At 62.5% G+C, this 25,382-nt stretch carries 24 protein-coding genes; 15 read left to right on the top strand and 9 right to left on the bottom strand.

Going from position 1 to position 25,382, the window contains the following annotated elements; all coding sequences use genetic code 11:
- Positions 1-67 precede the first annotated feature (67 nt).
- The 3 genes from HMPREF9695_RS19945 (at position 68) to HMPREF9695_RS26165 (ending at position 1,885) form a co-directional block, all read left to right on the top strand.
- Entirely contained in the window at positions 68-895 is an 828-nt protein-coding gene (locus HMPREF9695_RS19945; protein WP_006022706.1) for a L,D-transpeptidase, read from the top strand.
- 53 nt (positions 896-948) lie between these two features.
- Positions 949-1,608 carry a DUF2865 domain-containing protein gene (locus HMPREF9695_RS19940; RefSeq protein ID WP_006022705.1) on the top strand — a complete coding sequence of 220 codons (660 nt, stop codon included), beginning with the start codon at positions 949-951 and terminating at the stop codon, positions 1,606-1,608.
- 115 nt (positions 1,609-1,723) lie between these two features.
- Positions 1,724-1,885, top strand: coding sequence for a Thivi_2564 family membrane protein (locus tag HMPREF9695_RS26165; RefSeq protein ID WP_002714461.1), 162 nt, complete (start codon positions 1,724-1,726; stop codon positions 1,883-1,885).
- Between the two features lie 73 nt (positions 1,886-1,958).
- On the opposite strand, the gene HMPREF9695_RS19935 is transcribed toward HMPREF9695_RS26165, so the two are convergent.
- The 8 genes from HMPREF9695_RS19935 to cysD form a co-directional block, all read right to left on the bottom strand.
- Positions 1,959-2,159 (bottom strand): CsbD family protein, encoded by a 201-nt coding sequence (locus tag HMPREF9695_RS19935; protein WP_006022704.1) that lies wholly within the window; start codon positions 2,157-2,159, stop codon positions 1,959-1,961.
- Between the two features lie 56 nt (positions 2,160-2,215).
- Entirely contained in the window at positions 2,216-3,886 is a 1,671-nt protein-coding gene (locus HMPREF9695_RS19930; protein WP_006022703.1) for a methyl-accepting chemotaxis protein, read from the bottom strand.
- Positions 3,887-4,102: 216 nt separating this feature from the next.
- Positions 4,103-6,265, bottom strand: a complete 2,163-nt coding sequence (locus HMPREF9695_RS19925; protein WP_006022702.1) for a malate synthase G — start codon at positions 6,263-6,265, stop codon at positions 4,103-4,105.
- 206 nt (positions 6,266-6,471) lie between these two features.
- Positions 6,472-7,353, bottom strand: a complete 882-nt coding sequence (cysW, locus tag HMPREF9695_RS19920) for a sulfate ABC transporter permease subunit CysW (RefSeq protein ID WP_006022701.1) — start codon at positions 7,351-7,353, stop codon at positions 6,472-6,474.
- Positions 7,353-8,180 carry a sulfate ABC transporter permease subunit CysT gene (gene cysT / locus HMPREF9695_RS19915; RefSeq protein ID WP_041712964.1) on the bottom strand — a complete coding sequence of 276 codons (828 nt, stop codon included), beginning with the start codon at positions 8,178-8,180 and terminating at the stop codon, positions 7,353-7,355. The genes cysW (HMPREF9695_RS19920) and cysT (HMPREF9695_RS19915) overlap by 1 nt, the downstream gene beginning before the upstream one ends.
- A 118-nt stretch (positions 8,181-8,298) precedes the next feature.
- Complete coding sequence (gene cysP / locus HMPREF9695_RS19910; RefSeq protein ID WP_006022699.1) at positions 8,299-9,303, bottom strand: thiosulfate ABC transporter substrate-binding protein CysP; 1,005 nt, start codon at positions 9,301-9,303, stop codon at positions 8,299-8,301.
- A gap of 30 nt (positions 9,304-9,333) precedes the next feature.
- The gene (cysC, locus tag HMPREF9695_RS19905; protein ID WP_006022698.1) at positions 9,334-11,265 is read right to left on the bottom strand and encodes an adenylyl-sulfate kinase; all 1,932 of its coding nucleotides are present in this window, start codon (positions 11,263-11,265) and stop codon (positions 9,334-9,336) included.
- 18 nt (positions 11,266-11,283) lie between these two features.
- Positions 11,284-12,120 (bottom strand): sulfate adenylyltransferase subunit CysD, encoded by an 837-nt coding sequence (gene cysD / locus HMPREF9695_RS19900; protein WP_006022697.1) that lies wholly within the window; start codon positions 12,118-12,120, stop codon positions 11,284-11,286.
- Positions 12,121-12,375: 255 nt separating this feature from the next.
- Here cysD and cysG point away from each other — a divergent pair, with 255 nt between their 5' ends.
- From cysG to HMPREF9695_RS19840, 12 genes are all read left to right on the top strand, one after another.
- Positions 12,376-13,800: a siroheme synthase CysG gene (gene cysG, locus HMPREF9695_RS19895; RefSeq protein WP_006022696.1), complete on the top strand. Its 1,425-nt coding sequence runs from the start codon at positions 12,376-12,378 to the stop codon at positions 13,798-13,800.
- Positions 13,797-14,108, top strand: a complete 312-nt coding sequence (locus HMPREF9695_RS19890) for a DUF2849 domain-containing protein (RefSeq protein WP_006022695.1) — start codon at positions 13,797-13,799, stop codon at positions 14,106-14,108. Before cysG ends, HMPREF9695_RS19890 begins: the two co-directional genes overlap by 4 nt.
- 25 nt (positions 14,109-14,133) lie before the next feature.
- A complete protein-coding gene (locus HMPREF9695_RS19885) occupies positions 14,134-15,789 on the top strand; it encodes a nitrite/sulfite reductase (protein WP_006022694.1) in 1,656 nt (551 codons plus the stop codon).
- The gene (locus HMPREF9695_RS19880; RefSeq protein ID WP_006022693.1) at positions 15,776-16,288 is read left to right on the top strand and encodes a DUF934 domain-containing protein; all 513 of its coding nucleotides are present in this window, start codon (positions 15,776-15,778) and stop codon (positions 16,286-16,288) included. Before HMPREF9695_RS19885 ends, HMPREF9695_RS19880 begins: the two co-directional genes overlap by 14 nt.
- Positions 16,285-17,034, top strand: a complete 750-nt coding sequence (locus tag HMPREF9695_RS19875) for a phosphoadenylyl-sulfate reductase (RefSeq protein ID WP_006022692.1) — start codon at positions 16,285-16,287, stop codon at positions 17,032-17,034. The genes HMPREF9695_RS19880 and HMPREF9695_RS19875 overlap by 4 nt, the downstream gene beginning before the upstream one ends.
- 154 nt (positions 17,035-17,188) lie before the next feature.
- Entirely contained in the window at positions 17,189-18,193 is a 1,005-nt protein-coding gene (locus tag HMPREF9695_RS19870) for a sulfate ABC transporter substrate-binding protein (protein ID WP_006022691.1), read from the top strand.
- Between the two features lie 26 nt (positions 18,194-18,219).
- Entirely contained in the window at positions 18,220-19,062 is an 843-nt protein-coding gene (gene cysT / locus HMPREF9695_RS19865) for a sulfate ABC transporter permease subunit CysT (RefSeq protein WP_083875210.1), read from the top strand.
- Between the two features lie 8 nt (positions 19,063-19,070).
- Positions 19,071-19,934, top strand: a complete 864-nt coding sequence (gene cysW / locus HMPREF9695_RS19860) for a sulfate ABC transporter permease subunit CysW (protein ID WP_006022689.1) — start codon at positions 19,071-19,073, stop codon at positions 19,932-19,934.
- On the top strand, positions 19,924-20,973 hold the full coding sequence (locus tag HMPREF9695_RS19855) for a sulfate/molybdate ABC transporter ATP-binding protein (protein WP_006022688.1): 1,050 nt from the start codon (positions 19,924-19,926) through the stop codon (positions 20,971-20,973). The genes cysW (HMPREF9695_RS19860) and HMPREF9695_RS19855 overlap by 11 nt, the downstream gene beginning before the upstream one ends.
- A gap of 213 nt (positions 20,974-21,186) precedes the next feature.
- The gene (locus HMPREF9695_RS19850; RefSeq protein WP_006022687.1) at positions 21,187-21,696 is read left to right on the top strand and encodes a CAP domain-containing protein; all 510 of its coding nucleotides are present in this window, start codon (positions 21,187-21,189) and stop codon (positions 21,694-21,696) included.
- Positions 21,697-21,840: 144 nt separating this feature from the next.
- A complete protein-coding gene (locus HMPREF9695_RS19845; RefSeq protein ID WP_041712963.1) occupies positions 21,841-23,022 on the top strand; it encodes a DUF3734 domain-containing protein in 1,182 nt (393 codons plus the stop codon).
- 13 nt (positions 23,023-23,035) lie between these two features.
- The gene (locus tag HMPREF9695_RS19840; protein WP_006022685.1) at positions 23,036-23,824 is read left to right on the top strand and encodes a 3-hydroxybutyrate dehydrogenase; all 789 of its coding nucleotides are present in this window, start codon (positions 23,036-23,038) and stop codon (positions 23,822-23,824) included.
- A gap of 122 nt (positions 23,825-23,946) precedes the next feature.
- Here HMPREF9695_RS19840 and HMPREF9695_RS19835 read toward each other — a convergent pair whose 3' ends face one another.
- Positions 23,947-25,329 (bottom strand): oligosaccharide flippase family protein, encoded by a 1,383-nt coding sequence (locus tag HMPREF9695_RS19835; protein WP_006022684.1) that lies wholly within the window; start codon positions 25,327-25,329, stop codon positions 23,947-23,949.
- Positions 25,330-25,382: the final 53 nt, after the last annotated feature.

The raw sequence follows: 25,382 nt of genomic DNA, 5'->3' as shown, positions 1-25,382 counted from the left end.
AAGCGGTAAGCCCGCGTTCGCTCTGTATCAGCATCACACGATGCCATCGCAGAACTCGAGGCAGGTCATGACACATTCGATGCAGGCGAATTCAGTGTCTTCGAAATCCATTTCCCGGTTCTTCTCCGCATCCCTTTGCTCCGTCCGCGGTCTTGCCGTCGCGACGATTGCACTCCCGGCCCTTCTGGCGACACCGGCAATGTCTCAAACACTTGGATATGCTGGGGTTTACCAAGGATCGTCTCAAGGGACGTTCTGGTCCGACCAGCGATCATTGCCATCGCCGGACGTGACCGAGGACGATAGCGCCACGGTTCTCCCCGAGCGGCTGCAGCGCAAGATCGTCTCGTTCGAGAGCCGCGAAGCGCCCGGCACCATCGTGATCGATACCGGCAATACCACGCTCTACTACGTGCTGGGCGGCGGCCGCGCCATTCGCTACGGCGTCGGCGTCGGCCGCGAGGGCTTCACCTGGTCAGGCGTCCAGACCGTGTCTCGCAAGGCTGCATGGCCGGACTGGCATCCGCCGGCAGAGATGATCGCGCGCCAGCCCTATCTGCCGCGCTTCGTCGCCGGCGGTCCGGGGAATCCGCTGGGCGCGGCGGCGATGTATCTCGGCTCCAGCTCCTATCGCATACACGGCACCAACGATCCGTCCACCATCGGAAAGTTCGTCTCCAGCGGCTGCATCCGTCTGACCAACGAGGACGTGCAGGACCTAGCCAGCCGCGTCACGGTCGGCACCAAGGTGATCGTGCTGCCGAAGAGCAGTCGTCTCGAAGCGGGTGTGAGCAAGGAACGAGTGGTGCCGAGGGCAGGCGCGCCGAAGCCGCTTCGCGTCAGCGACACGGCGCCGCACACGTCACATAACGTCAAATTGTCCGGATTGTATTGAGCGAAAATTTGAGCATGCAGTGTAGCGGATGGACCGAGGCTGCAGGGGGCATGATGCGTCAGGGAAAGTTGTATTACCGATCGATGGCGGCTGCCGTCGCGATGGGGCTTGTCGCAGTGTCCTTCAGTGCATCATCAGCGCATGCGCGCGATTTCTTCTCCGCCTTCTTCGGCGGTGTGATGAACGATAACGCGTCAAGTCCGCAGCCATCAATGCCGTTCGCATCGCCGTTCGGCGAAGCGCAGCCGAACAGACGGGTCAACATCTATGGCGGCAGCTATAGCGGCGGATCGACGACGTACTGCGTGCGGACCTGCGATGGCCGCTACTTCCCGGTCACGGCATCTGACGGCCAGACCAAGGCGGAAGCCTGCAGAAGCTTCTGTCCGGCGACAGAAACAAAAATCTTTCACGGCGGATCGATCGACAACGCATCCAGCGATACGGGCCGATCGTACTCGGACCTGCCGAACGCTTTCCGCTACCGCAAGGAACTGGTCTCCGGCTGCACCTGCAACGGCAAGGATTCGGTGGGGCTGGCCCCCGTCAAGATCGAAGACGATCCGACCCTGCGCAAGGGTGACATCGTCGCCGGCGCGGACGGGCTGATGGTCGCGAACAGCGGCCGCCGCAGCGCCGCGCTGAATTTTACGCCGGCGCCGAAATCCGTCCGGGAGAAGTTCGAGCGGCTGCCTGTCGTCGCGGCGCAGTAAGCACGACCATGATCGTTGTTCCCTAAAGGGAACCAAACCTCAGCGGAATGGTTGACGTACCGGGATACGGGACATGGCTCTCGCACCCAGCCGAACCGATTCATGAGGGGTTACCATGTCTTTGCTTATCAGCGTCCTGATTACATTCCTGGTCGTCATTCTTGTTCTTTATCTCGTCAACCTGTTGCCGATCGACGGCCGCGCCAAGCAGATCGTCCGCGCCATCGTCATCATCATCGGTATTATTTCGATTCTGAAATATCTCGCGGTGTTCTAATCCTGAGCGACATTCTTGTCGTAAAACAAAAAGCCCCGGCGCAGTGCCGGGGCTTTTCATCAATCTGATGCGATTACTTTAACGTCTTGAACCAGTCGTCCACGTCCTTTTTGATCTGATCCTTGGCGAAGCCGTAGCGCTGCTGGAGCTTGCCTTCGAGCTGTTCGCGGCGGCCCTCGATGACATTGAGATCGTCATCGGTGAGCTTGCCCCATTTTTCCTTGGCGGCGCCCTTGAACTGCTTCCAGTTACCTTCAACGCGGTTCCAATCCATCGTCATCCTCCAGTGTTGGAAAGACCGATAACGATGGGGTGGCGTGAACGTTCCCGCTACGCCGCCTTCACGCTGCCGAGGAACACGCGAACCTCACTCTGCAATTCGTCGGACTGTTGCGACAACCGGCCAGCCGCACCAAGTACCTTCTCGGCAGCGGAACCGGTATCGGTCGCCGCCTGCCGTACGCCGCCAATGTTGGCGGTGACTTCCGCGGTGCCGGCCGAAGCGAGCTGTACGTTCTGGGCAATCTCCTTGGTTGCGACGGATTGCTCTTCGACTGCGGCTGCGATGGCGGACGCGATCTTGCTGATGTCGTTGATCGTCGTTCCGATGTTCTGCACCGCGCCGACGGCATCGCGCGTGGCGATTTGAATCTCGTCCACCAGCGCCGAGATTTCCTCGGTGGCCTTGGCGGTCTGGGTGGCGAGGCTTTTGACTTCCGTCGCAACGACGGCAAAGCCGCGTCCCGCTTCACCCGCGCGAGCCGCTTCGATCGTGGCATTGAGCGCAAGCAGGTTGGTCTGCGACGCAATGGTCTGGATCAGCGTGACCACTTCGCCGATCTTCTGGGCTCCTTGGGCAAGCGCCTGCACGGTCTGGTCGGTGCGCTGAGCCTCGGCCACTGCGGTGTTGGCAATGGTCGCTGACTGCGTGACCTGCCTGCTGATTTCGCCGATCGACGATGAAAGCTCCTCTGCCGCCGCGGCGACCGATTCGACGTTGAGCGACGCCGTTTCCGCGGCGGAAGCGACGGCGGTGGACTGCTGGTTGGTTTCTTCCGCGGTCGCCGACATCGATTGAGCTGTCATCTGCATGTCGCTCGACGCCTTCGACAGGAGTTGAACGAGATTGCCGACCTTTCCTTCGAACTCGAGCGTCAGCCGCTCCATCTGCGCGGCGCGGCGTTCCTTTGCGGAGCGCTCGTCGCGCTGCTCGGCTTCCAGCCGCTCGCGATCGATGCCGTTCTGCTTGAAAATCTGCACGGCGCGGGCCATGTCGCCGATTTCGTCCTGCCGCTGCGTGTTCGGCACCTCGGCGGCGTAGTCCTGCTTGGCAAGGCGCGTTACGACGGTGACAAGCTGAGTCAGCGGCGTGACCACACGGCGGTTGAATACGAAATAGAGGATCGCGATGAACGTGACGGCGGACAGGATGGTCATCACCTCGGCGATGTTGCCCATCCAGCGTGCGCGGTTCTGGGCGCTTTCCGCTTCGAGCCGGGCACGGGTGTTCATCTTGTTCTGGAATTCATCGAGCGGCTGCACGATCACGGCCTTGTTGCGATCGTAGTTCGTATCGAACATCAGCTTGCGGGCCTGCTCGAGATCGCCTTTCTGCACGGCGGCCATCGCCGCTTCCTCGGTCTTGATCAGGGCGTCGGAATTGGCCTTGGCCTTTTCGATCAAGTCCAGTTCAGCCTTCGGCGCGCCGAGCTGGGTCAGGCGCTGGACGACGCGGTCGCGGGTTTTAGTCTGATTTACCTCGCGCCAGTACGCGTCGTAATGCTTCTTCTCGCCGAAAATGGTGTATCGCCGCGCCTCGTTGGTCAGCAAGTCGGAGCCGGCGGCGAGATCGGCGCCCAACTGCTTGAATTCGGCCTGCCGTGCGACCGCCTGCCGTTCGGATTCGATGCTGGCGTCCGCGATCCAGAGACTGGCGCCGGTGACTGCGGCGAGGCCGATCGCGGCCATAGAGGACAGCTTCGTGGCAAGCGATGCACGCATAGAGTTCTTCTTCCTTGTTTGAAGCCTGCATTCGCGCAGGAAGGGCGGGACCGTCTTTGAGGGTGGTCAGCGCGAGGCGTGCCACCGAATCGATCATTCACGACCCGTTGTTAAGATGGCGTAAACCGTAAAACGGATGACATCGGTATACCGCTCAAACAAAAACCCCGGCGCGTGCGCCGGGGTTTTCATCTTCACGTCAATGAAGTCGGCCGATCAGCCTGCCGCTTTCGCTTCCTTGCGGCGCGCATGCAGGATGAATTCTGTGTAGCCGTTCGGCTGCTCGCGGCCCTTGAAGATCAGGTCGCAGGCGGCCTGGAATGCGACGCCGTCGAACTTCGGCGCCATCGGCTTGTAGAGCGCATCGCCTGCGTTCTGCTTGTCCACGATCGCCGCCATGCGCTTCAGGGACTCCATCACCTGATCCCTGGTGACGACGCCCTGATGCAGCCAGTTGGCGAGGTGCTGCGCGGAGATGCGCAGCGTGGCGCGGTCTTCCATGAGGCCGACATCGTGAATGTCAGGCACCTTGGAGCAGCCGACGCCCTGATCGATCCAACGCACCACATAACCGAGGATGCCCTGGCAGTTGTTGTCGATCTCCTGCTTGACGTCGTCCGGCGCCCAGTTCGACTGCGACACCGGAATGGTCAGGATGTCCGACAGCTTCGCCTTCGGACGGCTCTTCAGTTCCTTCTGGCGCGCGCCGACGTCCACCTGATGATAGTGCAGGGCGTGCAGCGTTGCGGCGGTGGGCGAGGGGACCCACGCGGTCGATGCGCCGGCCTGCGGATGCGCGATCTTCTGCGCCAGCATGTCGGCCATCTTGTCGGGAGCGGCCCACATGCCCTTGCCGACCTGGGCGTGACCCGGCAGGCCGTTGGCCAGACCGATGTCGACATTCCAGTCTTCATAAGCCTTGATCCAGGGCTGCGCCTTCATGTCGTTCTTTCGGATCATCGGGCCCGCTTCCATCGACGTATGGATTTCGTCGCCGGTGCGATCGAGGAATCCCGTGTTGATGAAGCAGATGCGCTGCGCGGCGTTCTGGATGCACGCCTGGAGGTTCACCGTGGTGCGGCGCTCCTCGTCCATGATGCCGACCTTCATGGTGTTGGCCGGAAGGCCGAGCATCTTCTCGACGCGGCCGAACAGATCGACGGTCAGCGCGACTTCATCCGGGCCATGCATCTTCGGCTTGACGATATAGACCGAGCCCTTGCGGCTGTTCTTCAGCTTGGTCTTGCCCTTCAGGTCGTGAAGCGCCAGCAGGCCGGTGACGGCGGCGTCGAGGAGGCCTTCCGGAATTTCCTCACCGGAGCTGTCGAGCACGGCATCGGTGAACATGTGATGGCCGACGTTGCGGATCAGCATCATGCTGCGGCCGTGCAGCTTCACTTCGCCCTTGCCGTCTGCCGCGGTGTAGACACGGTCGGCATTGAGCGCACGGGTCAGCGTCTTGCCGCCCTTCTCGAAGTCGGCCGACAGCGTGCCGTCCATCAGGCCGAGCACGTTGCGGTAGACCAGAACCTTGTCCTCGGCATCGACGGCGGCAACCGAGTCTTCCATGTCGAGAATGGTCGAGACGGCGGACTCGAGAATCATGTCGGCGACGCCGGCCGGATCGTCTTTGCCGATCGGGCTGTTGCGGTTGATCTGCACGTCGATGTGCAGGCCGTTGTTGACCAGCAGGATCGAGGTCGGGGAGGCGGCATCGCCCTGATAGCCCACGAGCTGGGCCTTGTTCCTGAGCGCGGTGGCGTTGCCGCTCTTGAGCTTGGCGGCGAGCTGGCCGTGCTCGATGTGATAGCCGGTGACGTCGCTGTGGTTGCCGGTTGCGAGCGGCACGGCGGAATCGAGAAACGCCTTGGCTTTGGCGATCACCTTGTCGCCGCGCGCCTTGTTGTAGCCCTTGCCGCCCTCGGACGGATCGTGCGGGATCGCGTCGGTGCCATAGAGCGCGTCATAAAGGCTGCCCCAGCGGGCGTTCGCCGCGTTCAGCGAGTAGCGCGCATTGGTGAGCGGAACCACAAGCTGCGGCCCGAACATGGAGGCGAGTTCTTCATCGACATTCGCGGTCTGAACTTCCTTTGCGGCAGGCTCCGGCAGAAGGTAGCCGATTTCCTTCAGGAAGGCGGTGTAGGCATTCATGTCGAACGCCTTGCCCTTGTTCGCCTTGTGCCAGCCGTCGATCTTGGCCTGCAGCGCATCGCGGGTGGCGAGCAGTTCGCGGGTCCGGGGAGCCAGATCCTTGACGATTCCCGCAAGGCCGTCCCAGAAGGCGTCGGCTGAAACGCCGGTGCCGGCGGTTGCTTCCTTGGCAATGAAGTCGAACAGAACAGGAGCGATCTTCAGACCGCTGGCGTCGATACGTTTCATGATAAATCCCACGGAAAACGGCGTTTTGAAACGCTGTTTTGAGGCCTCAGGTAAGGTGGTGATGGCCACGGAAAAGTGGCGTCGTGCGAAAGGTTTTAGCGCCAAAGGCGGGCCTATGAGAAGGCCCTTCCCTCGTCCGAAAGGCGTATACCACCCCGTCCGCAGGGGCCGTCAACCGCTGCGTTTCACAAGCCATTCTGCAGCGGTTAGTGGCCAATTCCGCTGTGCGGTACTTCGCTGCTGTACCGTTCCAGCGCCACCTTGATCAGGATAGTGACCAGCGCCACGGCGGTCAGCACCGTCGCGGCGGCGAAGGCACCGGCGACGTTGTAGTCCTGATAGAGCAGTTCGATCTGGAGCGGCAGCGTGGTGGTCTGGCCACGGATGTTGCCGGAGACCACCGACACCGCGCCGAACTCCCCCATCACGCGCGCGTTGCAGAGGATGGCGCCATAGACAACTGCCCATTTCACGTTCGGCAGCGTAACGCGCCAGAATGTGGTGAAGCCGCCTGCGCCGAGCGTCACCGCGGCCTCTTCCTCGTCGGTGCCCTGCACCTGCATCAGCGGAATCAGTTCGCGCGCGACGAAGGGTGCGGTCACGAACAGGCTCGCGAGGAAGATCGCAGGCAGCGCGAACATCACCTTGATGCCGAGCGATTCAAGCAGCGGCCCGAACAGGCCCTGCGAGCCGTAGACGAAGAGATAGGCGACACCGGCGACGATCGGCGAGATCGAGTAGGGCAGTTCGATCAGCGAGATCAGCAGCGTCCGTCCCCTGAATTCGAATTTGGTCACCGTCCATGCCGCCGCGAGGCCGAACAGGATGTTGATCGGCACGACAATCAGCGCCGTCAGCAGCGTGAGGAAAATGGCGTGGACCGTCGCGGGCTCCGAGAGGTTGCGCATGAAAACGCCGACGCCGGAGGAGAGACCCGAGGTGACGATCAGCACCAGCGGCGCCACCAGAAAAAATGCCGTCAGCACCAGCACGGTCCACAGCACGATCCGCCGCGTCACCGTGCCCCCGCCAACGGGGTGATGCATCCACTCGGCCTGTTCGCTGGCGCGATCGGGTATAATGGACATCAGACTTCCCCGCGCCCGACATAGCGCAGGTGCCAGGCCTGCACCGCGTTGGTGAACAGCAGCATCACGAATGCCATCAGCAGCATGATCGTGGCGATCGCCGCCGCGGCCTCATAGTTGTATTCCTCGAGCCGGATGTAGGTCAGCAGCGCGACGATTTCGGTTTTCATCGGCTGGTTGCCAGCGATGAAAATCACCGCGCCGAACTCGCCGAGGCTGCGGGCGAACGACAGCGAGCAGCCGGCAAGGAAGGCCGGGAAGATCGCAGGGAAGATGATCTTCCACAAAATCTGGAAATCGTTGGCGCCGAGCGAGCGGCCCGCTTCCTCGACTTCCGAGCCGAGATCCTCGATCACCGGCTGCACCGTGCGCACCACGAACGGAATGCTGGTGAACGCCATCGCCATGGCGATGCCGAGCGGGGTGTAGGCGACCGCGATGCCGATCTTGTCGAGCGGCGCACCGAACCAGCCGTTCTTGGCGAACAGCGCGGTCAGCGCGAGGCCCGCGACCGCGGTCGGCAGCGCGAACGGAACGTCGACCAGCGCATCGAGGATGCGCTTGCCGGGAAACTCGTAGCGCGCCAGCACCCATGCCAGCAGCAAACCGTAAATGGCGTTGAAGATGGTGGCCGCGAAGGCCATCGACGCCGTGACCCGGATCGCCGACAGCGTGCGGGGCGACGACAGGATGTCCCAGAGCTGCGCCGCGCCGATGCCCGAGGCTTTCAGCAGCAGCGCGCAAAGCGGAAGCAGGACGATCGCCCCGAGATAGAGGACGGTCGTTCCCAGCGCCAATCCGAAACCTGGGATGACCCGGCGTCGCAAATTGAATCATCCACTTCCGAAGTGAAAGAACGATCTTTCCCTGTCATTGGCGACGAAGCAATCCATCTTCCATAGACCGGTGGATTGCTTCGCTTCGCTCGCAATGACGAAAATCGCCTTATCTGTTGGCGCCGCCAAACAACTGATCGAGCTTCGCGCCGGGATTGAGGTGCTCGGCGTTGACCTTGTCCCAGCCGCCGAACTCCTTTTCGATGGTAACGAGCTTCACCGCCGGGAACTTGTCCTTGAACTTCTCGGCGACGGTCTTGTCGTTCACGCGGTTGTACTGCTTGGCCAGAATGGTTTGCCCTTCCGGCGTGTACAGGAATTCCAGATAGGCCTTGGCGAGCGCCTGCGTGCCGTGCTTGTCGGCATATTTGTCGACCACAGCCACCGGAAATTCGGCGAGCAGGCTCTGCGAGGGCACGACGACCTGATACTTGTCGGCGCCAGCGATGTCGCGGATGCCGTTGGTCTCTGCCTCGAAGGTGATCAGCACGTCGCCGGTCTGACGCTCGACGAAGGTGGTGGTCGCCGCGCGGCCGCCGGTGTCGAACACCGGAACGTTGGCGAACAGCTTCTTGACAAACTCGTCGGCCTTCTCGGCGCTGTCATACTTGGTCTTGGCGTAAGCATAGGCGGCCAGATAGGTGTACTTGGCGTTGCCCGACGTCTTCGGGTTCGGGAAGATCACCTGCACGCCGGGCTTCACGAGATCGTCCCAGTCCTTGATGTTCTTCGGGTTGCCTGCACGCACCAGGAATGCCGGAAGAGAATAGTACGGAGACGAGTTGTTCGGCAGCCGCTTCTGCCAGTCGGCGGGAATAAGCTTGCCCTTGTCGGCGAGCACCTGCACGTCCGGCACCTGATTAAAGGTGACGACGTCGGCCTCGAGGCCTTCGAGAATGGCGCGGGCCTGACGCGTCGAGCCATTGTGCGACTGGTTGATGGTGACGTCCTGGCCGGTCTTGGCTTTCCACTGCTTGGCGAATTCGACATTGACCGCCGCATAGAGTTCGCGGGCGATGTCATAGGACACGTTCAGAAGCGTGTTCGGCGTCTGCGCGTGGGCCGCGGTGACGAAGCTGAGGCTGGCGGCGAGAGCGATGAGGGTCTTGCGCAATAGAATCTCCTGTACGCGTCGAGCGGTTTCTTAAATGTTGGCGGCGAGATCGCCGAGTTCGCCGAACAGAACGCCGGTATTTGCCAGCAGCCGCTCAATCTCGTCGGCGGCGTCAGCGACCGAACGTGTCGAGGTGTCGATGGTCAGTTCGGCGTTGGCAGGCGGCTGATAGTCGTTGGCGATGCCGGTGAAGCTCGGCAGGTTGCCCGCGCGCGCCTTGGCATAGTGGCCTTTCGGATCGCGGCTTTCGCAAACCTCGGCCGGCGTGGCGACATAGACCTCGCGGAACAGGTCGTCGGCGATGCGCCGCGCCTGTGCCCGGTCGTCGCTGGAGGGAGAGACGGCGGCGACAATGGCGATATGGCCGTTGCGTGCCAGATGCGTCGCCATTTCGGCGAGGCGGCGGATGTTTTCGGTGCGATCCGTCGGCGAGAACCCGAGGTCGCCGTTGAGACCCGCGCGCAAGGTGTCGCCATCGAGCAGCAGCGGTGAACCGCCGCGGCTGAACAGCTTGCGTTCCAAGGCGCGCGCCAGCGTCGACTTGCCCGAACCGGGCAGGCCGGTCAGCCAGACCACGGCGCCGCCGTGACCGTAACGCGCCGAACGCTCTTCCGGGCGCAGTGCGGATTCGACCGGCACGATGTCGATGGGAATCGCGCGCTGACCGGAATCGACGCTGAGCACGAGGCCGCCGCCCGCGATGCGGCCGTTGACTTCGATGACAAGGCGTCCGGTGCGCGGATTGTCGGTATAGGGGTCGGCTGCGACGGGCTTCGCCAGCGCAATGTCGATTTCGCCGACATGGTTGCGGCCGATCGCGGTCGTCTCGACGCTCGCAAGCTCGCCGGGATCAACAGCCTTGTTGATCTCGACGATGGTGGCGCGGGTCTCCATGGTGCCAAGACGGACCAGAACCGACATGCCTGATTTCAGCGGCGTATCGTGCAGCCAGAAAATCCGGGCATGGAGACGGCGGGTATCGCGGGGCGTGGCGTGCGAATGCGCGATGATGTCGCCGCGTTCCAGAAACAGTTCGCGGTCGAGCGTGATGCCGACCGAGCGGCCCGCGCCTTGCCGCGCGAGCAACGGCGTCTGCGGCCAGCTCTCGACCGACTTGACCTTGGCGATCTTGCCCGCGGGCATGATCACGATTTCGTCGCCGGTGCCGATGTTGCCGGATTCGACACGGCCTGCGACGATGCGGCGGTCATCGAACTTGTAGATCGCCTGCACCGGAAACCGCAGTGCGAGCTCATCCAGCGCCCGTGCCGGGGTCAGCGCATCGAGCGCCTCGACCACCGTGGGTCCGCTGTACCAGTTGATATTGGCGGTACGTTCGGCAACGCCATCGCCGTCGCGCGCCGAAATCGGCACGATGGCGGTCGGCGTGACGCCGAGGCCGGTGAGATGCGCGGAAATCTCGTCGCTGATCTCCTTGAAGCGCGCCGCGCTGTAATCGACGCGGTCCATCTTGTTGACCACAACGGCGACCTGTTTGACGCCGAGCAGATGCAGCAGATAGCCGTGACGGCGGGTCTGGTCGCGCACGCCTTCGAGCGCGTCGATGATGAGAACTGCGGCGTCGGCCTGCGAGGCACCGGTGATCATGTTGCGCAGGAATTCGGCGTGGCCCGGCGCGTCGATCAGCACGACATCGCGCGACGGCGTGCGGAAGCGGATCTGTGTGGTGTCGATGGTGATGCCCTGGTCGCGCTCGGTCTGCAATGCGTCGAGCAGGAACGACCATTCGAACGGCATGCCGCGCCGCGCACTGACGGCTTTCAGCATCTCCAGCTTGCCGTCGGGCAGGCTGCCGGTTTCATGCAGCAGGCGTCCGACCAGCGTCGACTTGCCGTGATCGACGTGTCCGACGATGACGATGCGGACCTGAGGACGGGTCGCACTATGCGGCGCGGGGGCGATTGAAGCCTTGGACTCGATTTTGGAAACAGCGATGTTCATCGGGGCGCTCATCTAACGTCAGAGATAACCGGCGACACGAAGCCGCTCGAAGGCATCTTCGGTTTCGTGGTCGAGCGCGCGTCCGGCGCGCTCCGGCACTTTCGTGGCTTTCAGTTCGGCCAGGATTTCGTCGATGTTCGAGGCGTTCGATACAACGGGATTGGTGATGTCTTGATCGCCGAGCGAGCGGTAGCGCTTGCCGTTCTTCGACAGATAGAGCGGGATGATCGGAATGTTTTCGCGCTGGGTGTAGGCCCAGATGTCTTCCTCGGTCCAATGCAGGATCGGATGGATGCGCAGATGCGCGCCCTGCGGCGGCGAGGCATTGAAGTGGTCCCAGAATTCCGGGGGCTGATCGCGCACGTCCCAGCCGCCCTCAAGCCCGCGCGGCGAGAATACGCGCTCCTTCGCGCGCGTCGCTTCTTCGTCGCGGCGGATGCCGGCGATCAGTCCGTCGAAACCATACTTGGCGAGTGCGAGCTTCAGGCCTTCGGTCTTGCGCGCAGCAGAGCGTGCGGCGGGCGGCAGCGTCGGATCGATCTCCTCGATCGGCGGGCAGAAATCGACTTTCAGGTCGAGGCCCCATTCCTTCGCGTACTGATCGCGGAAGGCGTACATCTCGGGGAATTTCTTTTGGGTGTCGACGTGCAGCGCCGGGAACGGCACCTTGCCGAAGAACGCCTTGCGCGCCAGCCAGATCATCACATTGGAGTCTTTGCCGAGCGACCAGAGCAGCGCGAGCTTCTTCAGCCGCGCGAAGGCTTCCCGGAAAATGTAGATGCTCTGTGCTTCGAGCTCATCGAGATGGTCCATGGAAGGCACGGACAATTTCGAAGGTGTGGAAGAAGTCGCCATGACGTTACTCCATCCTGGACGCGAACGGCGCCCACGGGCCATCGGTTTCGCGGGATGCAGCGGCACTCAGACGGGACGGATCGCCATCCAGATGTGTCATGAGAAGATGCATCTCTTTTGCGCGCGGTTTGTGGTACCAAATTCTAATTTTGCGGCGCAGCGTAGAAGAAATAATTTTCTCTTTATGCCGCTTGCAAGATACATAAATAGAAAATAATTTCAGTCAACCCTGTAAATGGGGAAGCGGAGTTTCGCATGCGGTTTCTGCCGGTATTCCTTGATCTGCAAGCCGGCCCCATCGTTCTGGTGGGGGAAGGCGAGCCTGCGCAGGCAAAATTGCGCCTGCTGCTGGCGGCGGATGCGCGCGTGCGATGGTTCGCGACCGACGGCAATCATGATGTCTCGCGGCTTGATGCTGCGTCGGCCGAGCGCATTGAGCGCGCCGTGGGCGATCCGCTCAGCGCCGATCTTGCCAATGTCATTGCCATTCTCTGCGCGGGCGCCGGTGATACCGGTCACGCCATGGCGGCGCGTGCACGCGTCCTCGGCATTCCCGTCAACGTGATGGACGAAACTGCGCATTCCACATTCATCGTCCCGGCCATCGTCGATCGCGGTGACGTTGTGGTCGCCGTCGGCACCGGCGGCACATCGCCTGTTGTCGCCCGCCGTGTGCGCGAGCGCATCGAGGCGCTGCTGCCTGCGCGGATCGGCGATCTTGCGTCCTTCGCCGGACGCTGGCGCGATTCGATCAAGGCGCGGCTTCCCGACCTGGCGATGCGCCGGCTGTTCTGGGAGCGCGTGATCGACGGGCCGATCGGCGCGGACATTCTTGCGGGGCGCGTACAGGACGCCGAGCGCAAGCTGATCTCGATTCATGATCCGGTGGCGTTCGCGGCGAGCGGCGGCGAAGGTTTCGTCACGCTGGTCGGCGCGGGGCCGGGCGATCCGGACCTGCTGACGGTCAAGGCGCTGCGCGCATTGCAGGACGCTGACGTCGTATTCTACGACGACCTCGTTTCACCTGAAATTCTCGATCGCGTGCGCCGTGACGCGGCGCGGGTGCCGGTTGGCCGCCGTGTCGGCAAGCCCGGCATCGGACAGGACAAGATTCATCGCTTGCTGATCGAGGCCGCGCAATCCGGCAAACGTGCTGTGCGCCTGAAAGGCGGCGATCCCTTTATCTTCGGGCGCGGCGGTGAAGAGATCGCGGCGCTGCGCGCGGCAGGCGTGGCTTATTCCGTCATTCCCGGCATCACCGCTGGATTGGGCGCCGCAGCCCAGTCCGAGGTGCCGCTGACCTATCGCCAGGAAGCGTTGCGCATCACCTTCCTGACCGCCCACAAGGCGGAAGATGCCGGCAACGTCGACTGGTCGGCGCTGACCGATAAGAAAATGACCGTCGTGGTCTACATGGGCATGACGGCTGCGCCGACCATTCGCGAAGGCCTGCTGACCGCTGGACGATCGCCCGACACGCCGGTCGGTGTGTTCGCGCGCGCGACCCGGCCTGATGCCAAGGCCGTGGTCGGCAAGCTTCGCGATCTGCCTGCGCTCGCCGAACAGGTCGAACGCGGTCCTGCAATCCTGATTATCGGCGACGTCGTCGCTCGATCCGCCCCGTGGCGCAATGCGAACCCGGATGACCTCATCTCTGACCTGTTAATGGCTGCCGAATGACCTCACCTCTGCAACAGAAAATCAAAATCACCGGCCCGTCCATCGTCACCGCTAACCGCACCGGCGATGGAGCCGTGATCTATCGCACCGTTTCTCATGGCTGGTCGGTCAGGCTGTCCGACGCCGCCATCGTCCGGAACGCAGATGATGCGCGTGCCCTGCTCGCTGAATCCGTCGCCGATGACGTCGGCGCCGTAGGCGCCTACATCGCGCCGGTGGAGATCGGCGAGGACGGCATCCAGCCGGGCAATCTGCGCGAGAAAATCCGCCAGCAAGGCGTCACCATCGATCTTCTCGTTTCGGCCTGAGCCGCGACCCTTCAAGGCAATCGTTATGTACGCTTACGACGAACTCGACCGGACCATCGTCAACGAACGCGTCCTGGAATTCCGCGATCAGGTGGCGCGCCGTCTGTCCGGCGAACTGACGGAAGACGAATTCAAGTCACTGCGCCTGATGAACGGCGTCTATCTGCAACTGCACGCCTACATGCTGCGGATCGCGATCCCGTACGGGACACTGTCGTCGAAGCAGATGCGCGCGCTGGCGCATGTCGCGCGCAAGTATGACCGCGGCTACGGCCATTTCACCACCCGGCAGAATATCCAGTACAACTGGATCAAGCTCGCTGAACTGCCCGACGCGCTGGCGGATCTCGCCGAGGTCGGCATTCACGGCATGCAGACCTCAGGCAACTGCATCCGCAACGTGACGTCCGACCAGTGGGCGGGCGTGGCGCCAGGCGAAGTCGAAGACCCGCGCATCTGGGCCGAAATCCTGCGTCAGTATTCGACGCTGCATCCGGAGTTCTCGTTCCTGCCGCGCAAGTTCAAGTTCGCCATCACCGCAAGCGAACACGATCGCGCCGCCATCAAGGTTCACGACATCGGCCTGCGCATTCACAGGAATGCCGCGGGCGAGACCGGCTTCGAGGTGCTGGTCGGCGGCGGTCTTGGCCGCACGCCGTTCATCGGCAAGACCATCAACGAATTCGTCAGCCACCGCGACATCCTGAGCTATGTCGAGGCGATCCTGCGCGTCTACAACCAGTACGGCCGCCGCGACAACATCTACAAGGCACGCATCAAGATCCTGGTCCACGAGCTTGGCATCGAGAAGTTCAAGCAGGAGGTCGAAGAGGAGTGGGTGCAGATGCGCGACGGCGCGCTGGCGCTCGATAATGCCGAAATCGAGGATATCCGCTCACGCTTCTTCTATCCGAAGTACGAAAAGCTCTCGGACACGCCGGACGAACTGAAGAAGGCGTTGCTGAATCCGAATTTCGAGGCCTGGTACAAGAACTCCGTCGCTGAGCACAAGCAGCCCGGCTACGGCATCGTCACGCTGTCATTGAAGCCGGTGGGCGGGCCTCCGGGCGACGCCACCGCCGAGCAGATGGACGAGATCGCCGATCTCGCGGACAAGTATTCGTTCGGCGAAATCCGGGTTGGCCACGAGCAAAATCTGGCGCTGCCGCATGTCGCCAGGCGCGATCTTCCGGCGTTGTGGCGCGCGCTCGACAGGATCGGGGTCGCGACGCCGAACGTCAACCTCGTCACCGATATCATTGCCTGCCCCGGTCTCGACTACTGCTCGCTCGCCAACGCCCGTTCGATTCCGATCGCACAGGAGATCACCCGGCGGTTCGCCAATCACGACACCGCGAACCTGATCGGCCGGCTGCACATCAATATCTCGGGCTGCATCAATGCCTGCGGTCATCACCACGTCGGCCATATCGGCATTCTCGGCGTCGAAAAGAACGGCGAGGAATTCTACCAGATCACCATCGGCGGCCGCGCCGACGAGAATGCCGTGCTCGGCCATCTCGTGGGGCCTGCGGTGCCGTTCGATCAGGTGGCCGATGTGATCGAGGATATCGTCGAGGCCTATCTGGCGCTGCGCCAGCGTCCTCAAGAGCTGTTCGTCGATGCGGTGAAGCGTCTTGGCGTCGAGCCTTTCAAGGAGCGGGTCTATGCCACTCGTTAAGGGCAACGCCATCGTCACCGACGAATTCGTGCATCTTGCCGACGACGCGGAGCTTCCCGCGGACGGCGCGGTGCTGGTCTCGGCCGAGCGCTTTCTTGCCGATCCAGAGAAGGCGCTTTCGCGCAAGGACAAAACCGGCGTGATCTGGCCGAACAACCGCGACGTCGACGATCTCTTGCCATATCTCGGCAGACTGGCGGCGGTGGCGCTGGTGTTTCCGGTGTTCCGGGACGGCCGCGCCTACACGCAGGCGCGCCTGCTGCGGGAGCGTTACAAGTTCCGCGGCGAACTCCGCGCAACCGGTCAGGTGCTCCGCGATCAGTTCGTGTTCATGCTTCGCGCCGGGTTCGATGCGTTTGAAGTGAAGAAGCAGAGCGACGCCGAAGCTTTCGCCGTCGTCGCGAAGCGTTATTCGGTGTTCTATCAGCCGACCGGCGACGGCCGCGTCACGGCGTTTCACCGCCGGCTGATGCATCTGCCGGAAGGAGTGCGTTCATGACCACTGCTGCACCCTCATTCCTGTCGCAGTCTCCCGAGACACCGTCGTCATCGCTGATCGTTGCCGAAGCGGCCGAACTCGACCGCGCGCTCGCCAAGGCGTCGCCGGGAGAGATCATCGCGGCTGCCATCAAGGCTGTCGGGCGCGACAAGCTCGCCGTGGTGTCGTCGTTCGGCACCGAGTCCGCAGCGCTGCTGAAGATTGCGGCGGATGTCGATCCGGCGATCCCGGTGGTGTTTCTCGACACCGGTTGGCTGTTCGAGGAAACGCTGGCCTATCGCGATACGCTGACGAAGCTGCTCGGATTGACCGATGTCCGCACCATTCATCCGCTGAACGATACACTGGAGCGCGAGGACAAGGACCGCGACCTGTGGTTCTCCAATCCCGATCAATGCTGTTTCATCCGCAAGGTCGAGCCGCTTGCGCGTGCGCTGTCGTCGTTCGATGGCTGGATCAATGGCCGCAAGCGTTTCCAGGGCGGCGACCGCGCCGCCATTCCGGTCGTCGAAGCCGACGGTGCGCGACTGAAATTCAATCCGCTGGCGAACGCGACGCTGGAGGAACTCAAGGCGCTGTATGCAACGATGAATCTGCCGCCGCATCCTTTGGTCGCATCCGGCTTCACCTCGATCGGGTGTATGCCTTGCACCAGCCGCACGCTTCCCGGCGAGGATCCGCGCGCGGGCCGCTGGCGCGACCGCGGCAAGACGGAGTGCGGGATTCACGTCACCAAAACTTCGTAAAATTTTGCCTTCTTGAAAATCGGTATTTCCTGGAACGTTTGTCCTGCAATCCTGCTAACAATGAAATCCGGTTTCGTTGACATAACCACGCGAGTTCCAGAATTTCACGCCTTCCCTGATGGCGATGATGTCGTCAGTTCGAATGGAGTTTGAAATGGTTCGCCCCAATTCAGTGATTAGCCGTTTTCTCGTGATCGGAAGTCTGGTCTGGGCAGGCTCGGCGCTTGCCGCGGATGTGTCGCTCCTCAACGTGTCGTACGATCCCACGCGCGAGCTCTATGGTGATTTCAACAAGGCGTTCGCTGCCGCGTATCAGAAGGACACCGGCAAGAGCATCGAGATCAAGCAATCGCATGGCGGCTCGGGATCGCAGGCGCGTTCGGTGATCGACGGCTTGCAGGCCGATGTGGTGACGCTGGCGCTCGCCTATGACATCGATGCGATCGCGGGCAAGGGGCTGCTGAAGAAGGACTGGCAGAAGAGCCTGCCGCAGAATTCGTCGCCGTACACCTCGACCATCGTGTTCCTCGTGCGCAAGGGTAATCCGAAGGGCATCAAGGACTGGGACGATCTGATCAAGAGCGGCGTGCAGGTTATCACGCCGAACCCGAAGACCTCCGGTGGCGCGCGCTGGAATTATCTCGCGGCCTGGGGCTACGCGCTGAAGAAGTACGGCTCTGAGGACAAGGCGAAGAAGTTCGTCGGCGATATCTTCAAGAACGTGCCGGTGCTCGATACCGGTGCACGCGGTTCGACGGTGACGTTTGTCGAGCGCGGCGTCGGCGATGTGCTGCTGGCCTGGGAGAACGAGGCGTTCCTCGCGGTGAAGGAATTCGGCAAGGACAAGTTCGAGATCGTGGCGCCGCCGCTGTCGATCCTGGCCGAGCCGCCGATTGCGGTGGTCGACACCGTCGCCGACAAGAAGGGCACCCGCGCTGCTGCTGAAGCCTATCTGAAATACTGGTACACCAAGGAAGGCCAGGAAATTGCGGCGCGGAATTTCTATCGCCCGCGCGACGCAGCGGTCGGCGAGAAATACGCGGACGCCTTTGCAAAGGTTGACCTTTTCAACATCGACGACGTGTTCGGCGGCTGGACCAAGGCGCAAAAGGAGCACTTCGGTGAAGGCGGTGTTTTCGATCAGATCTACAAGAACTGATCTGATCGCGGAGTGATGGGGGCATCGTGAGCGGAGGAGCAGGACGACGACGGGCATTGCCGGGTTTTGGCCTTACCATGGGGCTGACGCTGACGTGGCTGTCGATCATTGTGCTGATTCCGCTCGCGGGCCTCTTCCTGAAGACCTCGGAATTGAGCCTGTTCCAGTTCTGGGACATTCTCACCGCCCGCCGCACCCTCAACGCGCTGAAGATTTCGTTCGGCCTCGCGTTCCTCGCCGCCATCGTCAATCTGGTGATGGGCATGGTGATCGTCTGGGTGCTGGTGCATTACCGGTTTCCCGGCCGCCGCATCTTCGACGCCATTGTCGACGTTCCGTTCGCGCTGCCGACCGCCGTTGCGGGCGTGGCGCTGACGGCGCTGTTCGCGCAGAAGGGCTGGCTCGGCGCGCCGCTGGCGGAGTGGGGCATTAAAGTCGCCTTCACGCCGATCGGCATTTTCGTCGCGATGATCTTTATCGGATTTCCGTTTGTGGTGCGCACGGTCCAGCCGGTGCTGCTCGATCTTGAAGTCGAGGTCGAGGAAGCCGCCGCAAGTCTTGGCGCGTCGCGCTGGGACATTATCCGGCGCGTGATCCTGCCAAGCCTGACGCCGGCGATCCTCACCGGCTTCGCGCTGGCGTTCGCGCGGGCCGTCGGCGAGTACGGCTCTGTCATCTTCATCGCCGGCAACCTGCCGAACGTCTCGGAAATCGCGCCGCTCCTGATCGTGATCCGGCTGTCGGAGTTTCGTTACGCGGATGCGACGGCGATTGCTGTCATTATGCTGGTCGTCTCGTTCCTGATTATCTTCACCATCAACCGCATTCAACGCTGGGCGCAAACGCGCGGCGTCGCGGTTTCGGTCTGAGCGGCGTCATGGCCACCAAACAACGCATCGCGCCCGCGTATCAGGTCAGAACCGAGCCCGCATTTGTGCGCTGGTTTCTCATCACCATTGCCGTCGGCTTCCTGACGATCTTCGTTGTGCTGCCGCTGGTGGTGGTGTTCACCGAAGCGTTCTCGAAAGGCATCGGCGCCTATCTCGCCGCGCTCTCCGATCCCGAGGCATTGTCCGCCATCAGGCTGACGCTGACCGTCGCGGTCATCTCGGTGGGACTGAACCTCGTGTTCGGCGTGATCGCGGCGTGGGCGATCGCGAAGTTCGAATTTCCCGGCAAGGTGTTCCTGGTTACCCTGATCGATCTTCCGTTCTCCGTCAGTCCGGTGATCTCGGGTCTGGTGTTCGTGCTGCTGTTCGGCGCGCAGGGCTATTTCGGCACCTGGCTGATGGAGCATGGCGTCCAGATCCTGTTCGCGGTGCCCGGCATTGCGCTGGCGACAACCTTCGTGACGTTTCCGTTCGTGGCGCGCGAACTGATCCCGCTGATGCAGGAGCAGGGCACCCAGGAGGAGGAGGCGGCGATTTCGCTCGGCGCGTCCGGCCTGCGCACCTTCCTGCGCGTCACCATCCCCAACATCAAATGGGGCATCCTCTACGGCGTTTTGCTCTGTAACGCCCGCGCCATGGGCGAATTCGGCGCGGTTTCGGTGGTCTCGGGCCATATCCGCGGCGAGACCAACACCATGCCGCTGCTCGTCGAAATCCTGTACAATGAGTACCAGTTTGTGGCTTCGTTCGCGATCGCCTCGCTGCTCGCATTCCTGGCGCTCGTCACGCTGATCGTGAAAACGGTCCTCGAAAGCCATCTCGAAGAAGGACAAACCGCAAGTGACGATTGAAGTCCGTAACATCGTGAAGAAGTTCGGTACCTTTGCCGCGCTCGATCATGTCGATCTCAAGGTCGCGACCGGCGAGCTGGTGGCGCTGCTCGGGCCGTCGGGCTCGGGCAAGACCTCGCTGCTGCGGATCATCGCGGGCCTCGACTGGCCGGATGAAGGCTCGGTGATCTTCGACGGCGAGGATGCGCTGTCCCGCGGCGCCGGCGAGCGCCACGTCGGGTTCGTGTTCCAGCACTACGCGCTGTTCCGCCACATGAGCGTGTTCGAGAACGTCGCGTTCGGTCTTCGCGTGCAGCCGCGATCGATCCGCAAGGACGAGGCGCACATCAGGAAACGCGTGAAGGAGCTGCTCGATCTGGTGCAGCTCGACTGGCTGGCGGACCGCTATCCGAGCCAGTTGTCCGGCGGTCAGCGGCAGCGCATCGCGCTGGCGCGTGCGCTCGCCATCGAGCCGCGCATCCTGCTGCTGGACGAACCGTTCGGCGCGCTGGACGCCAAGGTGCGCAAGGAGCTGCGCCGTTGGCTGCGCCAGCTTCACGACGAGATTCACGTCACCTCGATTTTCGTCACCCACGATCAGGAAGAGGCGCTCGAAGTCGCCAACCGCGTGGTGGTGATGGACAAGGGCAAGATTGAACAGATCGGCACGCCCGGCGACGTTTACGACAATCCGGCCACCGCCTTCGTTCACGGCTTCATCGGCGAATCCATCGTGCTGCCGGTGCAGGTGGCCGACGGCAAGGTCCGGCTCGGCGACAAGATTCTGAACCTCGAGCCGCGCGACGCCGCGTCGGGTCCGTCGAACCTGTTCATCCGTCGCCATGACGTCTCGATCGTACCGAACGGCAGCGGCATCTTCGAGGGCGACGTCAAGCATGTGCGGGCATTCGGCCCGACCCAGCGCGCCGACGTGGTGCTGCACAACGGCGCGACCGAGACCCTGATCGAGATCGATGCGCCGCGCGACCGCGATCTCAAGCCCGGCGACGTGGTCAGCCTTCAGCCTCGGCGCTACCGGCTGTTCCCGGCCGCGTCCTGATCGCTCTTTTCCGTCATTGCGAGGAGCGCAAGCGACGAAGCAATCCAGCTTTCCCAAGAATGGATTGCTTCGCTTCGCTCGCAATGACGGTTGGGACTGTCGCCGGAATGGAAGGTTCCCCCTAATCAACAAGGTTCCCCCTAATCAACGCCGCGTTCACCTTTCAGCCACGGTTGGTGTGCAACAAATGCCGACCATTGGTTGGGGAAGCATATGATACGCGTGGCGGGGGCCATTCTGGCGCTGACGATCCTGAGCGGCTGCGGAACGGGCGGCGAACCGTCCACCGAGCAGCCGGCGTTCTATCTCAGCATGGCCAGTGCCGGCGCGAAGCTCGACCCGAATGTCGCGGCCTCGATGATCTCCGGCTATCGGCAGAACAACGGCCTCGGCGCGGTCCAGGTCGATCCCCTGCTGATGAAGGCGGCGGAAGCCCAGTCCCAGGCCATGGGCAGCCGCAACAAGCTCGACCACAATGTCGCCGGTCCGCTGGACAAGCGCATCAAGGCTTCCGGTTTCGACGCCACCAAGGCGGTCGAGAACGTCTCGGCGGGCTATCACACCCTCGCGGAAGCCTTCTCTGGCTGGCGGGACTCGCCGCCGCACAAGGCCAACATGCTGGCCAGCGGTGTCACAAAAATGGGCATCGCGGCGACCTACGTTCCGAATACCAAATACAAGGTGTTCTGGACCCTGATCCTGGCTGCGCCGGATTCCAGATAAACCTTCTGTGACATAACCGCAATTTTCGCCAATTGACGCGGCTGCGAACTGGGGCCACCGTGCTGCAACATATCCGGGGTTCGCTCGGAGAGTGATGCATACCGAAACGAACCTCGGATACGGGACGCTAGGTGAGTGATGGCCATGGATCAGCTTTCCCCCCATAGAGAGACCGCCGTATCGATCCCCGCAGAGGCGGAGCGCGTGCTGGTGCTGCAAGGTGGTGGTGCGCTCGGCTCCTATCAGGCCGGCGCCTATCAGGCGCTCTGCCATCATGATTTCGAGCCCAAGTGGGTTGCAGGCATTTCGATCGGTGCGATCAATGCTGCGATCATCGCCGGGAATGACCGCGACAAGCGGGTCGGCAAGCTCAAGGAGTTCTGGGAAATGGTGTCGTCGGGTTCGCCGATGCCATGGGCTCCGCTGGTGCAGAGTGACCAGGCGCGCTCGGTCTTCAACGAGACCAGCGCCGCGCTGATCGCGACATTCGGCGTGCCGGGCTTTTTCACGCCGCGCTTTCCGCCGGCCCCGGTCTGGCCGCCGGGCAGCCCGCAATCGCAGAGCTATTACGACACCACACCGCTACGCGCGACGCTGGAGCGGCTGGTGGATTTCGACCGCATCAACGATCTGAAAACAAGGCTCAGCGTGGGCGCGGTCAGCGTCACCAGCGGCAACTTCCGTTATTTCGACAATGTCGAGTTCAAGAAGCTGGGCAAGAAAATCGGGCCGGAGCACATCATGGCCTCCGGCGCGCTGCCGCCCGGCTTTCCCTCCATCGAGATCGAGGGCGAGCATTACTGGGACGGCGGCGTCGCATCCAACACGCCGCTGGACTATGTGCTCGATGCTGAAACCAAAACGGATCTCCTGATCTTCCAGGTCGATCTGTTCAGCGCGCGCGGGCCGCTACCGCAGGGCTTGATCGATGCGGCCGAGCGCGAAAAAGACATCCGCTATTCCAGCCGCACCCGCTTGAACACCGACAAGGCCAAAAGGATTCACGACGCCAAGAAGGCGGTGCGTGAACTGATCGCCAAGTTGCCGGAGAGCTTCAAGGGCGATCCGTTGGTTGCGCAGCTCAACGAAGCAGCGAAAGAAAACACCATCACGGTGGTTCACCTGATCTATCGCAGCAAGACCCATGAAGCCTCGTCGAAGGATTACGATTTCTCGCGGATCGGGATGGTCGAGCACTGGGCAGCGGGTGAGCGCGATGTCTACGCTTCGATGAACCATCCGGAGTGGCTGGAGCGGCCGCAATCCGACGAAACCATGGTGATGTATGACCTGTGCGAAAGCGGGTTGCAGTATATCAAGAAGTAAACAGGAGCGAAGAATGGGTACTCTTTCCGGCAAGACGGCAGTGGTGACGGGTTCGACCAGCGGCATTGGTCTCGCCTATGCGCGGGCCTTCGCGGGCGCGGGCGCGAATATCGTGATCAACGGCTTCGGCGCGCCGGCCGACATCGAGAAAGAGCGTTCGGCCATCGAGAAGGATTTCGGCGTCAAGGCGGTGCATTCGCCCGCCGACATGACCAAGCCCGAGGAAATCGCCGAGATGATTGCGCTCGGTGAGAAGACCTACGGTTCGGTCGACATCCTCGTGAACAATGCTGGCGTCCAGTTCGTCTCGCCGATCGAGGAATTCCCGATCGACAAGTGGAACATGATCATCGCGATCAACCTGTCGTCGGCGTTTCACAGCATTCGCGCCGCGGTGCCCGGCATGAAGAAGCGCGGCTGGGGCCGCATCATCAACACGGCTTCTGCGCATTCGCTGGTCGCGTCGCCGTTCAAGTCGGCTTACGTGTCGGCCAAGCACGGCATCGCGGGCCTGACCAAGGCCGTGGCGCTGGAGCTTGCGACCCACAAGATTACCGCGAACTGCATCTCGCCGGGCTATGTCTGGACGCCGCTGGTGGAGAAACAGATTCCCGACACCATGAAGGCGCGGGGCATGACCAAGGAGCAGGTCATCAACGACGTGATGCTCGATGCGCAGCCGACAAAGGAATTCGTCACTGTCGAGCAGGTCGCAGCGCTGGCGCTGTTCCTCTGCGGCGACGACGCGGCACAGATCACCGGCGCGAACCTGTCCATCGACGGCGGCTGGACGGCGGCGTAATTATCGCCGTCATTCCGGGGCGCGAGCATAGCGAGCGAGCCCGGAATCCAGATGCTATAAGTTCTGATGTCAGACTGATCGAGATTCCGGGCCCGCGCGAAGAGCGCGTCCCGGAATGACGGTTATGTTGAGAGCGCTCTCTTCCCGAACGCGAAAACGTGGAAGCCCAGCCGCGTGCGGGTGATCCAGAACAGCAGGACCGTCTCGAACACCAGCGCGATGGAGGTTGCGGCGGCGGCGCCGTAACCGCCGAAGCGCGGCACCAGCAGCACGCACAGCACGAGGTTGACCAGGAACGCCAGCGCGTAGGCCAGCGCGCACATGTTCTGGTGACCGAGCATGTTGAGCAGCCGTTCCACCGGGCCGATGGCGGAGCGCACGATCAGGCCGATCGCGGCGACGAACATGATGCCATAACCGGCGGTGAACTGCGGCCCGAACAGCCAGAGCAGCGGCTTCCCCAGCGCCAGCAGCACGGCGGTCGCCGCGACCGAAGGCCAGAACGTCCACTTGATCGCGTGCGCGATATAGGCCGACAGGCGCTCCTTGTCGCCGGAGGCGTGATATTCGCTGAAACGGTGAGCGGTCGTCGCCGACATCGCATAGTGAATGAAGGACACCAGCGCGAGCGTCTTCACCACGGCGAAGTAGACGCCGACTTCTTCCGATGACCGGAACTGCTGCAGCACCAGCACGTCGGTGTACGACAGCAGCAGGTAGAAGCCCTCGACCATCATGATCGGCAGCGACACCTTCAGCCAGCTCTGCACATCGTAGGTCTTCGGTCCGGGTTCGACGCTGGCCTTGAGGCGGCGATTGAGAACGATCAACTGGCCGATCATGGCGATCCACACCGCGGCTGCGCTGGCGATCATCGCATCGGTCGCGCCGAGATTCATGCCGAGCGCCACCGCGCCTGCGGTGAATCCGATAATCAGCGTCTGCCGTATGATAAACTGCGGCATCAGACCCAGGCGCATCCAGTCATGGGAACGCGCGAGGCCGTCCTGGGTGTTGGCGACGACGAACGCGGGCAGGACGAGACAGCCGATGTAAAGCGGGAGCACGGTCTTCGCATCGATCGACGGCGACAGGATTGTCACCAGACCCGCGAGCAGCAGCGCGACGGTGGTCGACGCGGCCAGCGTCATCCAGCGGCTGCCCGACAGAAAGCCGCGCAGCAACGAAAGCTGTCCGCCGGCACGATATTCGGGAATGATTTTTTGTGCGGACACGGCGATGCCGAAGTCCAGCACGCTGCCCAGCAGCAGCACCCAGGTCCAGACATAGACATAGATGCCGTAGTCGGAGCCGCCCATCCAGCGCGCCAGCAGCACCTGGGAGAAATAGGCGAGGCCCGCGCTCAGCACGCGAATGAGGAACACGGTGCCCGCGAGCCGCTTGGTCAGTGAGGCTTCGGAGGTGCCGGTGAGCACATCGCGCAGCCGCGCGATCAGGCCTGCAGGCCTTGCTTCCGATGCGTTTTCAGCTTCCACCACCGCCACGGCATTCCATCCTCTTCCGCCACGCGGCGGCAGAATGCGCCTTAGCAAGGATT

Source organism: Afipia broomeae ATCC 49717, assembly GCF_000314675.2.
Taxonomy (GTDB): domain Bacteria; phylum Pseudomonadota; class Alphaproteobacteria; order Rhizobiales; family Xanthobacteraceae; genus Afipia; species Afipia broomeae.
The sequence above is the reverse complement of the archived record's forward strand: the minus strand, read 5'-3'. Positions and strand labels throughout refer to the sequence as shown.

What these genes read in the sequence shown, in the direction of transcription:
- HMPREF9695_RS19880 (WP_006022693.1), top strand. Translation starts at nt 15,776, where the DNA reads ATGCCACTCGTTAAGGGCAACGCCATCGTCACCGACGAATTCGTGCAT.
- cysC (WP_006022698.1), bottom strand. Translation starts at nt 11,265, where the DNA reads ATGAACATCGCTGTTTCCAAAATCGAGTCCAAGGCTTCAATCGCCCCC.
- HMPREF9695_RS19885 (WP_006022694.1), top strand. Translation starts at nt 14,134, where the DNA reads ATGTACGCTTACGACGAACTCGACCGGACCATCGTCAACGAACGCGTC.
- cysW (WP_006022689.1), top strand. Translation starts at nt 19,071, where the DNA reads ATGGCCACCAAACAACGCATCGCGCCCGCGTATCAGGTCAGAACCGAG.
- cysW (WP_006022701.1), bottom strand. Translation starts at nt 7,353, where the DNA reads ATGTCCATTATACCCGATCGCGCCAGCGAACAGGCCGAGTGGATGCAT.
- HMPREF9695_RS19940 (WP_006022705.1), top strand. Translation starts at nt 949, where the DNA reads ATGCGTCAGGGAAAGTTGTATTACCGATCGATGGCGGCTGCCGTCGCG.
- HMPREF9695_RS19850 (WP_006022687.1), top strand. Translation starts at nt 21,187, where the DNA reads ATGATACGCGTGGCGGGGGCCATTCTGGCGCTGACGATCCTGAGCGGC.
- HMPREF9695_RS19925 (WP_006022702.1), bottom strand. Translation starts at nt 6,265, where the DNA reads ATGAAACGTATCGACGCCAGCGGTCTGAAGATCGCTCCTGTTCTGTTC.
- HMPREF9695_RS19870 (WP_006022691.1), top strand. Translation starts at nt 17,189, where the DNA reads ATGGTTCGCCCCAATTCAGTGATTAGCCGTTTTCTCGTGATCGGAAGT.
- HMPREF9695_RS19930 (WP_006022703.1), bottom strand. Translation starts at nt 3,886, where the DNA reads ATGCGTGCATCGCTTGCCACGAAGCTGTCCTCTATGGCCGCGATCGGC.
- HMPREF9695_RS26165 (WP_002714461.1), top strand. Translation starts at nt 1,724, where the DNA reads ATGTCTTTGCTTATCAGCGTCCTGATTACATTCCTGGTCGTCATTCTT.
- HMPREF9695_RS19890 (WP_006022695.1), top strand. Translation starts at nt 13,797, where the DNA reads ATGACCTCACCTCTGCAACAGAAAATCAAAATCACCGGCCCGTCCATC.
- cysG (WP_006022696.1), top strand. Translation starts at nt 12,376, where the DNA reads ATGCGGTTTCTGCCGGTATTCCTTGATCTGCAAGCCGGCCCCATCGTT.
- HMPREF9695_RS19945 (WP_006022706.1), top strand. Translation starts at nt 68, where the DNA reads ATGACACATTCGATGCAGGCGAATTCAGTGTCTTCGAAATCCATTTCC.
- cysD (WP_006022697.1), bottom strand. Translation starts at nt 12,120, where the DNA reads ATGGCGACTTCTTCCACACCTTCGAAATTGTCCGTGCCTTCCATGGAC.
- HMPREF9695_RS19935 (WP_006022704.1), bottom strand. Translation starts at nt 2,159, where the DNA reads ATGGATTGGAACCGCGTTGAAGGTAACTGGAAGCAGTTCAAGGGCGCC.
- HMPREF9695_RS19875 (WP_006022692.1), top strand. Translation starts at nt 16,285, where the DNA reads ATGACCACTGCTGCACCCTCATTCCTGTCGCAGTCTCCCGAGACACCG.
- HMPREF9695_RS19845 (WP_041712963.1), top strand. Translation starts at nt 21,841, where the DNA reads ATGGATCAGCTTTCCCCCCATAGAGAGACCGCCGTATCGATCCCCGCA.
- HMPREF9695_RS19840 (WP_006022685.1), top strand. Translation starts at nt 23,036, where the DNA reads ATGGGTACTCTTTCCGGCAAGACGGCAGTGGTGACGGGTTCGACCAGC.